Annotated in this window: 10 protein-coding genes; all 10 read right to left on the reverse strand. The window is 55.8% G+C overall.

Features of this window, described 5'->3' with window-relative positions; genetic code table 11:
* Window positions 1-93 precede the first annotated feature (93 nt).
* A complete protein-coding gene (locus R2I50_RS00840; RefSeq protein ID WP_316607170.1) occupies window positions 94-642 on the reverse strand; it encodes a septum formation initiator family protein in 549 nt (182 codons plus the stop codon).
* 335 nt (window positions 643-977) lie between these two features.
* Window positions 978-1901 (reverse strand): 16S rRNA (cytosine(1402)-N(4))-methyltransferase RsmH, encoded by a 924-nt coding sequence (gene rsmH, locus R2I50_RS00845; RefSeq protein WP_316607171.1) that lies wholly within the window; start codon window positions 1899-1901, stop codon window positions 978-980.
* A 62-nt stretch (window positions 1902-1963) separates the two neighbouring features.
* Window positions 1964-2383: a division/cell wall cluster transcriptional repressor MraZ gene (mraZ, locus tag R2I50_RS00850; RefSeq protein ID WP_316607172.1), complete on the reverse strand. Its 420-nt coding sequence runs from the start codon at window positions 2381-2383 to the stop codon at window positions 1964-1966.
* A 230-nt stretch (window positions 2384-2613) separates the two neighbouring features.
* Window positions 2614-3807 (reverse strand): glycosyltransferase, encoded by a 1194-nt coding sequence (locus R2I50_RS00855; protein WP_316607173.1) that lies wholly within the window; start codon window positions 3805-3807, stop codon window positions 2614-2616.
* Between the two features lie 28 nt (window positions 3808-3835).
* Complete coding sequence (locus R2I50_RS00860; protein ID WP_316607174.1) at window positions 3836-5041, reverse strand: lysylphosphatidylglycerol synthase transmembrane domain-containing protein; 1206 nt, start codon at window positions 5039-5041, stop codon at window positions 3836-3838.
* A 140-nt stretch (window positions 5042-5181) separates the two neighbouring features.
* Window positions 5182-8871, reverse strand: coding sequence for a phosphoribosylformylglycinamidine synthase (locus R2I50_RS00865; RefSeq protein ID WP_316607175.1), 3690 nt, complete (start codon window positions 8869-8871; stop codon window positions 5182-5184).
* Window positions 8872-8883: 12 nt separating this feature from the next.
* Window positions 8884-10155, reverse strand: coding sequence for a phosphoribosylamine--glycine ligase (purD, locus tag R2I50_RS00870; protein WP_316607176.1), 1272 nt, complete (start codon window positions 10153-10155; stop codon window positions 8884-8886).
* 1 nt (window position 10156) lies between these two features.
* The gene (locus R2I50_RS00875) at window positions 10157-11674 is read right to left on the reverse strand and encodes a zinc ribbon domain-containing protein (protein WP_316607177.1); all 1518 of its coding nucleotides are present in this window, start codon (window positions 11672-11674) and stop codon (window positions 10157-10159) included.
* A gap of 31 nt (window positions 11675-11705) precedes the next feature.
* A complete protein-coding gene (locus tag R2I50_RS00880) occupies window positions 11706-12890 on the reverse strand; it encodes a phosphoribosylaminoimidazolecarboxamide formyltransferase (RefSeq protein ID WP_316607178.1) in 1185 nt (394 codons plus the stop codon).
* Window positions 12891-12968: 78 nt separating this feature from the next.
* Window positions 12969-13688: an IMP cyclohydrolase gene (locus R2I50_RS00885; protein ID WP_316607179.1), complete on the reverse strand. Its 720-nt coding sequence runs from the start codon at window positions 13686-13688 to the stop codon at window positions 12969-12971.
* Between the last annotated feature and the right edge of the window lie 35 nt (window positions 13689-13723).

Here is a 13723-nt window from a genome sequence, read left to right on the forward strand (position 1 = left end):
ACGTCACGACCCACTGTTCATAAAAAACACGAATAAGAGTTAAGACAAATCTCAACTCTTATCTCAAATCATTGTATGCAGTCAGCGGGTAAGCTATGACCACAGTGAAGCGAACGCCTCGGCGATGGACTCGAAAATACTCTTGTCGGAAGTCATGGTGACCTCCGCCTTATCTCCCGTTGACAAATTGATAAACTCTTTCTGGGCGTTGGTCGCCTTGGACATATGCAGCTTATTCTGCGCATATTCCTCCACCACGGGGGTCGAGATCGAGGAATCGACCTTCATCTCCAGCTGAGTGTACACGCTCTGCTGCTCGGCGAGCTTCGCCTTGGCGTTCACGATCTCCTGGTTCAGCTCCGTCAGCTGAACCTGACCGTGAATGATAGATACAACGATGAACGCGATCGCGATACCGAAAACAGCGATCAATGAAAGACGTAATACACCGGTACGGCGTTTCTTGCTCTTTGAACGTGCCTTTCGTCCGGAACGCTTGAATCGTTCTCTGTCATCATTATTCTCTTTTGAGCTGCCATTCTGCTCGGCAGGCAGATCCTCGATGACCTCCGCGTCCGAATCGGGATCTCCCTCAAAGAGACTCAGGTCATAGGCGAGGCTGCTGTGTGAGTAATAAGCCATACTGCACCTCAAATCTATCTATACCGAAGCGGCGTTCCAAGCATTTTGGTTTCTGTTTTTCAGCCGTGTATTACGCTTCGGAATCATGCGCTGTAATCTTTCTGTAATCAATCGGTAACTATTAGCCGCGGAATGCAGGCGGTAAGCACAGGATATAGTGCTAAACAGCGCTTTTTGAACTATTTATAGTAAATTGTAATTATTACAATGTTGTTATCATTCTACTATATCCGCCCGCATATGTCCATAGTGAAACTGTACAAATATAGGCGGTAATGCAATATAATTTGCCATATCTGCCGAAAATACGTTTCTTTGATTCTCTCAGAGAATAATTAAAGCTTCTCACAGATACGTAGCTTCGCCGATCTGGCTCTGGGATTGCTTTCAAGCTCCTCCGCCGAGGGTAAGATCGGTTTTCGGGTGATGATCTTCACCTGCGGCTTTTTCCCGCAGACGCAGACGGGAAAGTCCTTCGGGCAGGTACAGCCCTGCGCTTTGTCGCGCATAAACTGCTTAACAATGCGATCCTCCAGCGAATGGAAGGTAATTACGCTCAGCCTTCCGCCTTTATCGAGCAGCTCAAAGGCGCCCTGTAAGCCGCTCTCGAGCACGTCGAGCTCACGGTTGACCGCGATACGGATCGCCTGGAAGGTCTTGCGCGCGGGATGTCCGTCGCGGCGCACCTTCTGAGGTACGTTCTCTTTGACGATCTCGGCGAGCTCCAGGGTCGTTTTGATCGGCTTCTCGGCACGACTGCGAACAATGCCCTTTGCGATGGAATAGGCGTACTTTTCTTCACCGTAGAGAGAAATGATACGGCTCAACTCGCCGACCTCGAGGGTGTTGACTAAATCGGCGGCGCTCATGCCCCTTTGGCTCATACGCATATCCAGCGGAGCGTCCTCATGATATGAGAAGCCGCGTGAGCCGTCGTCCAGCTGATGAGAGGATACGCCGATATCCAACAAAACGCCGTTAACATGCAACACGCCGCGGTCGTTCAAAAGCTGCTTCATATCGCCGAAGTTGCCCTCTACGATATGTGAGCGGGGATCATCCCTGAACCGTTCCGTTACCGCCGCGATGGCGTCGGGATCCTGGTCGATGCTGTATAGCGAGCCGTTACCGAGCCGCGAGAGGATCTCTGCCGAGTGTCCCCCGCCCCCTGCGGTACCGTCAACGTACACGCCGTCGGGGCGGATATTCAGTCCGTCGACTGCTTCACGGAGCAGTACCGTCACATGCATAAACTCCAAATGAAGCTGCCTCCTTTGAATTAGGTTGAAATCACACGGTCGCTCTATCGCTCCAATGAGCTTTACAGTCTCAGCAGCTCGAGCGCTTCCGCTACGGAAGCCTGCTTCTGCCGCTCCATGAACGCTGAAAAAGTATCCTTATCCCAGATCTCGACTCGGGTATCCATACCGACGACCGTCACCTCGCCGTTGAGCCCCAGATCCTCACGGAGCTTCTGGGGAATACTGATTCTGCCCTGTGCGTTGGGCGAGACCGGCTTGGCGGGTGAGATCAGGAGATACTGCAGCGCCAGCGCCTTATCGACGGGCAGCTGCCGAATCTGATCGCGCAGACGGTCGAACTGCGCCACGGACATCACCTGCAAACAGCGGTTGAAGCCCATGGTCAGATAGAAGGTTTCGCCGAGCTCCTCGCGGAACTCAGCCGGCAGAATCACTCTGCCCTTGCTGTCAAGGTTATGGTCGCTGGTACCTAAGAACATTCTGCCGCCTCCTCTGTGCGATCTCGGTTTTATTCTGTCACAATATGTCACAGAACGCCACCGGTACACCCATTATAACCTATATGCATAGAGAAATCAAGGGAAAATGTAACATTGATGCCATAATTTTTACAATTTTTTCACCAATCACGCACGATAAATGTAATCAAATTGATTCCAACTGTTTTTGGTGAAAAAAAGCGGTACAGACGCGCTGTACCGCAGGGTAATCAATCATTTTTATGCTTAAAGCGATATTCCTCGATGATCTCGGCATACTTATCCTGGACGAGCGGGACGATCTCCTTCCATGTCTTGGCGACATGATGCAGAGCGCCGTCGCTGACCTTTTCGAGCAGTCCGGGCGTACCGAAGATTCGGAGGATCTCGCGGAACATGGCGACCTTGTTCTCCTTCGCCGTAAAGCCGGAAACGTCCTTCATCACTGCCTCGGCGGCGTTCGAGCCCTCCGTGAGCAGCGAGGGGACGCCCATAGAAGCTGCCTCGCGCACCACCAGCGGCGAGTTGTCATATACCGACGGGAAGAAGAAGAGATCGGCGCTGAGATACAGACCGCTGAGTACGTCGCGGTCGGAGATCTTACCGACGAAGTTGACGTGACCGTCGCGGAAGTTCTGATCATCGGCATACTTGCGGATCGCCTGAGCGTCGTAGCCGTTACCGACGATGAAAAGGCGGTAATCATCGCTGTTTTCATCCAGCAGCTTGAAGGTATCGAGGATCAGCTTGAGGTTCTTATGCCAGATCTGGTGGCCTACGAACAGCAGGATATGCTTGTCCTCGGGAATCTTGAACGCCTCTGCCGCCTTCTTACGCAAAATGTCGGGATTCTGCGGCATCTCAAAGGTCGTACCGTTATCCATTACGAAAATATCACCGCGATAGCCGTAGCTGCGCAGTGTGTTCGCCGTCCCTTCCGAGCATGCCCACACGCTGTCGACGCTGTTGTAGAAGCGGACCACCTTTGCGGCGACGATCTTGGCGAGCGTCTTGGATCCGGTGATGTTGACGGCGTCGTCATAATACTTGGAGTGGAAGGTCGCAACGCTGGGGATTCCCAGCTTCTTCGCATAAGACGAGGCGAAGGTACCCTCCATGAACGGGCTGTGTGCATGAAAAATATCGATATTCCGGTTACGCAGGAACTGCCTGACCTTGCCGTCCAGCTTCGGGACCGGGGTCGCGTACTCGGCGATCGGGATCTTCAAGGCGCTGGTGCGGTAGACCTCGTAACTCAGCCCGCTGTCGTCATACGGCAGCATGGGACGGGGCGTCACAACGCAGCTGTAGGCGGTTCGGTTCATCAGCTCGGCATAGTTATGTACTGTGGTCACGACGCCGTCAACGATCGGATAGTAGGCGTCCAGAAACTGTGCGGAGCGGATATCTTTGGGATTCATCATAGATCTCCTCCAAAAGAAAAGCGGAGGACTACTCCGCTTGTTCTGTCGTTTGTTTCAATTGTCTGCGTTTCTCACGCATTTTCGTCACGGCGATATATCCGTAGATCAGCACGCCGATGATGATAAAGGAATAGTAGCACTGTAAGCGCCAGAGAAGCATCGACCAGAAGGTACCCGCCGTACCCAGAGAGCTGAATACAATATAGAACGAGCCCTCCGCCGCGCCGGCGTTACCGGGAGTCGGGATCAGCGAGACAGCAGCCTGAATGAATACGCACATGAACAGCGCCTCAAAGTAACCGAGCTTGCCGTCGAAGGTACGTACCGCAAAGAACGGCATACTGCACATTGCGAGCTGGAAGATCGTAGAGAGGACAAGAAGCTTTACGAGCAGCTTACGATCCTTGGTAATCTTCTTGATATTGACGCTGTAATTATTCAGCGAACGCACCGCCTTCATGATCGCGTGGTTCGGACGCTTTACAAGGTGGATCGCTGCGCCCAAACGGACGAAGAACGCCACGATGCGCATCGCGATCTTCGGCGCGACGCCGGAGATAATGATCATCAAGGGAACCAGGGTATATGCGACAGCGCCGATATACGCGGTGATCTTGATACCGGTCAAACCGGTCGCATTCATTGCACTGTTACCGAAGATGAAGGTGAAAACACAGAGGATAACAAAGCCAAACTGCATCGTAAAGAAGCCGCTCAGCGGCATTGCCGAGGCGGCGCCGGAGCTGTAGCCGTTGGAATGTAAGTAGTAGATCTGGAAGGGCTGACCGCCCGCGCCGGAGGGGGTGATACAGTCGTAGTACTTACCGAGAGCGGCAGTCGAGAACGCGTGCCGCCACGAGACCTTCTCGCCCAGATGGCGCATCATCAAGATATACTTGAAGGTTTCACAGCCCAACACAATTGCGAGGCAGACAAGTCCTCCCAAGAGGAAAAGGACATTCGTAAATGAAAAATGAATCGGCGGAAGCTCCTTTCGGGTGAACTCCCTCGCCGCCGTGAAGTAGATGACCAGTGCGTTGATGATGACGAAAAGAATGATGCCGATACGCTTGGTCAGCTTATTCGCGCCCTTCGGTTTCTCGAGAGGTTGATCGGGGTCGGGCGTCTCGGACAGTACTTCGCGCATGATCTCTTCGTTCTCTGCGGCAGTTTTCGCGCGCTTCTCTGCCCTCGCCTTGGCCTTCTCCGAAGGTGGGTTCGCGGCTTTCTTCACATCATCACTCCCTTCACGTAGATAACTGCATTATACTATATTATTAAACGTTTTGCAAGAAAAAAATATGCACGACAAATGCGTATGCAAAACGAAGAAAGGCTGCCGCAGCAGCGACAGCCTCACGATCAGCAAAATGCTTATTTAAAATACTTGACAGCAGCCTCGAACATACGGATATCGTAGTTTCCGGGGACGTTCTTGTACAGGAAGCTGCCCTTGCGCTCGGAGTGACCCATCTTACCGAAGACTCTGCCGTCGGGCGAGGTGATGCCCTCGATCGCGTAAGCGGAGTTGTTCGGGTTGAAGTGTACGTCGGTGGTCGCGTTGCCGGAGAGATCGACGTACTGGGTCGCGATCTGGCCGTTTTCGGCGAGCTTTTTGATAAGCTCCTCACCGGCATAGAACCTGCCTTCACCGTGAGAGATCGGGACGGTGTAGACGTCGCCGACGTTCGTCAGACTCAGCCACGGGCTCTTGTTAGAGGCGACGCGGGTATGTACAATACGGCTCTGGTGGCGGGAGATCGTGTTGTAGGTCAGGGTCGGACAATTCTCATCGGTATCGATGATCCTACCGTAGGGCACGAGGCCGAGCTTGATCAGCGCCTGGAAGCCGTTGCAGATACCGCACATCAGACCGTCACGGTTGTCGAGCAAGTCGGTGACGCCCTCCTTGACCGCCGCGTTACGGAAGAATGCGGTGATGAACTTAGCGGAGCCGTCCGGCTCGTCGCCGCCGGAGAAGCCGCCGGGGATGAACACCATCTGGGCGGTTTTCAGGGCGTTCGCGAACCGCTCAATGCTCTCCTTGATGCCGGAGGAGCTGAGGTTGTTGATGACGATGATCTCGGCGTCGGCGCCTGCGTCAGCCATCGCCTTGGCGGAGTCGTACTCACAGTTGGTACCGGGGAAGGCGGGGATCAGCACCTTGGGCTTAGCGGTCTTGATCGCAGGTGTGGGAGCGACGGTCTCTTCCGTGAAGGAGAAGGTCTCGACCGGCGCCTTTGTATCGGGAATATTGCAGGAATAGACGCCCTCGAGCTTGTTTTCATAAACGCCGAGCAGCTCATCGGCGCTGACGGACTCGCCGCCGAGGGTGAACGCGCCGTCGTCGGTCACGGTACCGATCAGGGTACCCTCTATCTCGCCGTCGGTCTCGATAATGAACGAGCCGTAACGATAACCGTAGAGGGTGTCGGGATCGATGTCCTTATCAAACGCAAAGCCGAAGCCGTTGCCGAATGCGCTCTTCATCACCGCCTCGGCTACGCCGCCGAGGGTCGGGGTGTAGGCGGCATAGACCTTACCGCCGCGCATGAGGTCGGTGACCTTATCATACAGCTTCAAGAGACTGCCGGTCTCGGGCAGGCCGTTCTCATCATAATCGGGGGTGAGCAGGTAGACCCTGTGACCCGCCGCCTTGAACTCGGGCGAGATCACGTTCTCAGCCTTATCGGTGGTAACGGCGAAGGAGACGAGGGTCGGCGGGACGTCGAGATCCTCGAAGCTGCCGCTCATACTGTCCTTGCCGCCGATGGAGCCGATACCGAGGTTCATCTGCGCCTTGAACGCGCCGAGCAGAGCGGCGAGGGGCTTACCCCAACGCTTGCCGTCGGTGCCGGGCTTCTCGAAGTATTCCTGGAATGTCAGATACACATCCTCAAAGGACGCGCCGGTGGCAATCAGCTTGGAGACCGACTCGATGACCGCGAGATACGCGCCGTGGTAGGGGCTCTTCTCGGCGATCAGGGGGTTGTAGCCCCACGCCATCAGGGAGACGGTATCGGTGTGCTTCTTCTCGACACTGACCTTCTGTACCATCGCCTGGATCGGGGTCAGCTGGTGCTTTCCGCCGAAGGGCATGAGCACAGTACCCGCGCCGATGGTAGAGTCGAAGCGCTCGGAGAGTCCGCGCTTGGAGCATATGTTCAGATCGGAGGCGAGCTTCTTCATATTCTCAGCGAAGCCGCCGCTGATCTCTTTATCATACGCCTCGGGTTTCGCGGGCGTGATATCAATGTGCTTTTCAGCACCGTTAGAATTCAAAAATTCGCGGGAGATATCCACGATCTTTGCGCCGTTCCACGTCATGGTGAGGCGGTGATCCGCCTTGACGACCGCTACGGGGCAGGCGTTGAGGTTCTCTTCCTTCGCGAGCGCCATGAACGCGTCGACGTTCTCGGGCTCGACAACGACAGCCATACGCTCCTGTGACTCGGAGATCGCGAGCTCGGTACCGTCCAAGCCCTCATACTTCTTAGGCACGGCGTTGAGGTCGATATCCAGACCGTCGGCGAGCTCGCCGATCGCGACGGATACGCCGCCCGCGCCGAAGTCGTTACAGCGTTTGATCATACGGGTCGCCTCGGCGTTGCGGAACAGGCGCTGAAGCTTACGCTCCTCGGGAGCGTTACCCTTCTGCACCTCAGCGCCGCAGGTCTCGACCGAATGGGCGTTATGCGCCTTGGAGGAGCCTGTCGCGCCGCCGATGCCGTCACGTCCGGTCGCGCCGCCCAAGAGGATCACGACGTCGCCAGGAGCGGGTACCTCGCGGCGGACGTTCTCAGCGGGAGCGGCGGCGATGACCGCGCCGATCTCCATACGCTTCGCGGCGTAGCCGGGGTGATACAGTTCGTCGACGATACCGGTCGCGAGACCGATCTGGTTACCGTAGGAGCTGTAGCCCGCCGCAGCGGTGGTAACGATCTTGCGCTGGGGGAGCTTGCCCTCGATGGTCTGTGAGACGGGAACGGTGGGATCAGCCGCGCCGGTCACGCGCATCGCGCCGTAGACGTAAGCGCGTCCCGACAGCGGGTCGCGGATCGCGCCGCCGATACAGGTCGCGGCGCCGCCGAAGGGCTCGATCTCGGTGGGGTGATTATGGGTCTCGTTCTTAAAGAGCAGGAGCCACGGCTCCTTTTTGCCGTCGACCTCGACCTCCATCTTCACGGTGCAGGCATTGATCTCCTCGCTCTCATCGAGCTTAGGGAGCTTGCCGTCCTTCTTGAGCTGACGGACGGCGATGGTCGCGAGATCCATCAGGCAGATCGGCTTGGTTCTGCCTAAGCCTTTGCGAACGGCGATATACTCGTCATACGCCTGCTGTAACAGCTCATCCTCGAATTTCACGCTGTCGATGGTGGTCAGGAAGGTGGTGTGGCGGCAGTGATCCGACCAGTAGGTGTCGATCATGCGGATCTCGGTGATGGTCGGGTCACGGTGCTCGCTCCGAAAATACTGCTGACAGAAGGCGATATCATCGGCGTCCATCGCGAGACCGTAGTCGGCGACGAACTGCTCGAGCCCCTCTCTGTCAAGCTCGTTGAAGCCGTCGAGCGTCTTGACGGCGGTAGGGATATCGTACTGAACCGCTAAGGTCGCGGGCTTCTCGAGAGCCGCCTCGCGTGCCTCAACGGGGTTGATGACGTACTTCTTGATCTCGGCGATCTCAGGCTCGGTCAGGTCGCCGTACAGGACGTAGACCTTCGCCGAACGGACGATGGGACGATCACCCTGAGAGATGATCTGGATACACTGGGCGGCGGAATCCGCACGCTGGTCGAACTGACCGGGAAGAAACTCCACAGCAAAGGTGTATGCGCCGGTCGTGTCGATCTCCTCGCTCGCTATATCTAACTGCGGCTCCGAAAAGACCGTACCGACGGCATAGTCGAAGAGCTCGGGGGTGATATCCTCCGCATCGTAGCGATTGATCACGCGCAGGTCGGTCAGCGAGCGGATTGACAAAAGGTTATTGATATCGGAGAGCAGGGCTTTCGCCTCATTCTGCAGTCCTTCTCGTTTTTCTACATAGATTCTATATACCATGGTTTCCTCCAATTATGCCTCGGGTTCGGCAGCAAGCGCCCGCTTACCGATATCATGACGGTAGTAGGCGTTATCGAAGCTGATCTGCTCTACCATTTTATAGGAGCTGTCGATCGCGCCCTGCAGGGTATCGGCGATCGCGGTCACGCCGAGCACTCTGCCGCCCGAGGTAAGGAGCCTGCCGTCCTTTTCGGCAGCGCCGGCGACAAATACGCAGTCGGTGATCTCAGCGGGGATGGTGATCTCGTAGCCCTTCTCATAAGCGGTAGGATAACCCTTGCTCGCCATGATAACGCAGGCGGCATGCTTATCGGAGAACTTCACCTCAGTCTGAGCGAGGGTTCCGTCGGTAGTCGCCTTCATGATCGTATAGAGGTCGGACTCCAAGAGAGGCAGAACGACCTGGGTCTCGGGGTCGCCGAAACGGCAGTTATACTCGATCACCTTGGGACCGTCCGCAGTGATCATCAGACCGAAGTACAGACAGCCCTTGAAGGTTCGTCCCTCGGCGTTCATCGCCTCAACGGTCGGCAGAAAGATCTTTTCCATACATTCCTTCGCGACAGCGTCGGTATAATAGGGATTCGGGGCGACGGTACCCATACCGCCGGTGTTCAGCCCCGTATCGTTATCGCCGGCACGCTTATGATCCATCGAAGAGATCATCGGCACAACGGTCTTGCCGTCGGTAAAGCTCAGCACGCTGACCTCAGGCCCCTCGAGGAACTCCTCGATGACGATGCTGTTACCGCTCTTGCCGAACTTCTTATCCTTCATGATGGAGATGACCGCGTCACGCGCTTCATCGCGGGTCATCGCGATGATGACGCCCTTGCCCAGCGCCAGACCGTCCGCCTTGACGACGGTCGGGATGGGAGCGGTCTCAACATACGCGAGAGCCGCCTCGGCATCCGAAAAGACCTCGTAAGCGGCGGTTGGGATGCCGTACTTCTTCATCAGATTCTTTGAAAAAACCTTGCTGCCTTCGATGATCGCGGCTTCACTGCGCGGGCCGAAGCACGGGATGCCCTTTTCTTCGAGCGCGTCGACGCAGCCCAGCACCAGCGGATCGTCGGGAGCAACGACGGCGTAGTCGATCTTGTTTTCGACCGCGAATCTGACGATACCGTCGATATCGGTTGCGCCGATATTCACGCACACGGCGTCGGCGGCGATACCGCCGTTGCCCGGCAGGGCATAGATCGTCTCGATCGCGGGATTCTCTCTCAGTTTCTTGATGATGGCGTGCTCACGTCCGCCGCCACCGACAACCATTATTTTCATATCAGTCACCTGCTTTTTCTTTCTCTCCGAACCACGGATACTTCGGTTCGATCACATACAGACATTTTCTGCCCAATCTGTCATTCTCAACATCGCTGCTTATCATCCCGCTTGACCACTGTCTGAAGCCCTCCGGGAGCTCGCTCCACGAAGCATCGGCGGTATAGGCATAGACACCCTTATCCGCCTTATCAAGACCATAAGCTTCGGAATAAATAAGCAGGGTGTAATGATCGTTACCGTCATCACGGATCTCCCTGTCACCGGGATTACGCTCATAGCTGATATCCGCAAGCTCAAAATAATAGGTATGATCGTTGATCTTCTTCGGATTCTTAAAGCTTCCGCTGAACTCGGACACATACATCGTACTTTGATAACCGTCGCCGCTCTCTCCCATGTTGGAATCATGGAAGGAGCCGGTGAAGCTGCCGTCGCTTTTGAGCTCGATACTGCTCCCCCATGCGCCGGCGCCGGAGGTAAAGATGTAGTTACCGGCAAACTCGCCGTAGACCTCGACAGCCTCGGTAGGCCTTGCCTGAGTAGGCTTCTCGGTCTCCTGCTTACGCTCATCGGAGCTTGCGGTGTCGGTATCATTCTTATCGGAAGGCGTTGTGGGATCATTGCCGGAATCGCTATCCTCGCTGCCGATCAAATCGACCGCGTCATCATAGCTGGTGGACGCGATATCTTTTTTATCACGGAAGAGATCGTCGATCTCATCCAATGTTCGATCCGAAACAATGATATCCTTATCAGAGGTGTTCAGACGATCGATCAACTGATCATACTGCCGCTTCGCGTCATCCGCGTTGCCGGACTCGGTTTTGCCGTCGGGATAATACGCATACGACGCGCTGCCGGAGCTGTCATCGAACACGCAGACAAACTTCTCAGCCGTACTCCCGTCCTCGGGAACGAGCCGGCTGAAGGTCTCGGTGTTATCAATGATCGTATAGCGATACAACGAACCGTCGGAGCGGTTGGTAAACAGGACGAAATGCTCGGCATTGTCGGTAGTATTACGAACGATCCTGCCGTCGCTGTCAACGGCGATACAGACTCTTACGGCGTTACTCTGCGAGTCCTTCTCGACAAAGACAAGATCCTCGATCCCGCTGCCGTTGATATCATAAACCGCGACCGGCGGTACCTCATGCTCCGAGGCAAAGCTTCCGATCTCATTCTTTGAATTCAACAGGAGTTCTCCGTATTCACGAAACGCCTGTGCGGTAGTCAGCTTCTTCTGCCACGGATGTGCCACAACCGCAAAAATCCCACCGACCGCCACAGCGGCACAGAGCACGCCGGCAATCGAGCCGATCACTACCGAGCGGACGTTTTTACGCGGCGGCTGAGGCGGCACGGGAGCCTGCATATAAACAGGCTCCTGCGGATAATACGGTTGTTGATACGGTTGTTGATCCATCATCTGCTGAGGCACCTCGACCGGCGCGCCGCATTGAGGACAAAAGCTTTCTCCCGCTTCTACAGGACAGCCGCAATTACTGCAATACATATCCAAACCCTCTTTCGATACGGTCAAACCATCAATGGTGGAACAGTCTCATACCGGTGAACGCCATCACCATACCGTACTTATCGGCGCACTCGATGACGAGATCGTCACGGATGGAGCCGCCGGGCTCGGCGATATACTTGACGCCGCTCTTATAGGCGCGCTCGATGTTGTCGGAGAAGGGGAAGAACGCATCGGAGCCGAGCGCGACGTCCTTGACCGTATCGAGATAAGCGCGCTGCTCCTCATCGGTGAAGGGAGCGGGCTGCTCGGTAAAGTACTTCTGCCAGTTGCCGTCGGCGGTAACGTCCTCTTCGTTACGGTTGATATATCCGTCGATGACGTTGTCGCGGTCAGGACGGCGGATATCCTCCTTAAAGGGTAGGTTCAGTACCTTATCGCTCTGTCTGAGGAACCAGGTATCCGCCTTGCTTCCCGCGAGACGGGTGCAGTGGATACGGCTCTGCTGGCCGGCGCCGACGCCGATCGCCTGGCCGTCGACCGCGTAGCAGACGGAGTTAGACTGGGTATATTTGAGGGTGATCAGGGCGATGATCAGGTCGCGCACGGCGCTGTCGGGCAGCTCCTTGTTCGCGGTGACGAGATTCTGAAGGAGTTCGCGGTTGATCTCAAAGTTGTTTCTGCCCTGCTCGAAGGTGATGCCGTAGACCTGCTTGTGCTCTACGGGATCGGGAACATAGTCGGGGTCGATCTGTACGATATTGTAGTTGCCGTTTCTCTTGGATTTGAGGATCTCCAGCGCCTCAGGCTCATAGCCGGGAGCGATGATGCCGTCGCTGACCTCGCGCTTGATCATCAGCGCGGTGGTCACATCACAGACGTCGGACAGCGCGACCCAGTCGCCGAAGGAGCACATACGGTCGGTACCGCGTGCGCGCGCATAAGCGCAGGCGAGGGGGCTGTCGTCCAGACCCTCGATATCGTCAACGAAGCAAGCCTTCTTCAGCTTATCGGAAAGCGGAACGCCGACAGCCGCCGAGGTGGGGCTGACGTGCTTGAAAGAGGTGACGGCGGGGAGTCCCAGCGCCTCCTTGAGCTCCTTGACGAGCTGCCAGGAGTTGAACGCGTCGAGGAAGTTGATGTAGCCGGGTCTGCCGCAGAGAATCTCGATGGGCAGATCGGAGCCGTCGTGCATAAAGATCTTCGCGGGTTTCTGGTTAGGGTTACAGCCGTATTTTAACTCAAATTCTTTCATGATGTTATCTCCTTTATAATGAATTGCTTCAATCCGAATCACGACCGAAGGTCGATTCATGCCGCAGAAGCAGGGAACTTACACATTCTTATTAACCAATCGGTTCTCCTCTTCGCCGGTCTCGAGATCGATGTAGCGGACGTAGAGGGAGATCTTGTTATTCTCGTCGAGGGCGTTCCACAGCTTATCGGTGAACGCGTCGATGCTGTCGGGGATCGCTACGCGCTCAGGCTCGCCCTGGAAGGTCGGGATCGGGTTGCCGTCGCAGACGTAGGTGTGGATGAAGTGACCCAAGCCCGCCTTAGACGGATAAGAGAAGCCGTAACGGGCGCAGTCGGTGCCCTCGGGGTCGATCGACTTTAAGATCGACATCTGATAGCAGAAGTCGCCGTCCTCAAAGGTCAGCATACCGCTGATACGGGGGGTCAGGTTGGGCGCGTCAGGCTCGAACTCGCGCTTCTCGAGCGCCTTGTTGAAGCTCAGCCCCTTTTCAAGGCCATCGTAGACGGTGTCGGTCTGGTCGCCGTTGGTGACGATGAGATTGTTCTCATACTCGCGGATCGCTGCATAAATGATCAGCGAGGGATCCTCGACCTTGGAAGCGTCGAAGGGCTCGGTATAAACCGCACCGTCGCGCTCGGTGAAGATACGGTTGCGGGAATTCGCGCTGCGGCCCATGATAAAGTAGGCGGTGGCAGCCTTCGTCCCGTCGGCAGTCTTGCCGATGATGATACCGCGGCCGGGATAGGTGTTGCCGTCCAGCAGTTCGGTGATGTCGTTGATTTTGTAGATATTCATTCCAAATTACCCCTTTATTATAGAGAATAGTGAAT

The organism is uncultured Ruminococcus sp., from assembly GCA_902785355.1.
GTDB lineage: Bacteria > Bacillota > Clostridia > Oscillospirales > Acutalibacteraceae > Ruminococcoides.

Coding starts and splice junctions, on each gene's coding strand:
- R2I50_RS00840 (WP_316607170.1), bottom strand. CDS start 642: ATGGCTTATTACTCACACAGCAGCCTCGCCTATGACCTGAGTCTCTTT.
- mraZ (WP_316607172.1), bottom strand. CDS start 2,383: ATGTTCTTAGGTACCAGCGACCATAACCTTGACAGCAAGGGCAGAGTG.
- R2I50_RS00855 (WP_316607173.1), bottom strand. CDS start 3,807: ATGATGAATCCCAAAGATATCCGCTCCGCACAGTTTCTGGACGCCTAC.
- R2I50_RS00865 (WP_316607175.1), bottom strand. CDS start 8,871: ATGGTATATAGAATCTATGTAGAAAAACGAGAAGGACTGCAGAATGAG.
- purD (WP_316607176.1), bottom strand. CDS start 10,155: ATGAAAATAATGGTTGTCGGTGGCGGCGGACGTGAGCACGCCATCATC.
- R2I50_RS00875 (WP_316607177.1), bottom strand. CDS start 11,674: ATGTATTGCAGTAATTGCGGCTGTCCTGTAGAAGCGGGAGAAAGCTTT.
- R2I50_RS00880 (WP_316607178.1), bottom strand. CDS start 12,890: ATGAAAGAATTTGAGTTAAAATACGGCTGTAACCCTAACCAGAAACCC.
- R2I50_RS00885 (WP_316607179.1), bottom strand. CDS start 13,688: ATGAATATCTACAAAATCAACGACATCACCGAACTGCTGGACGGCAAC.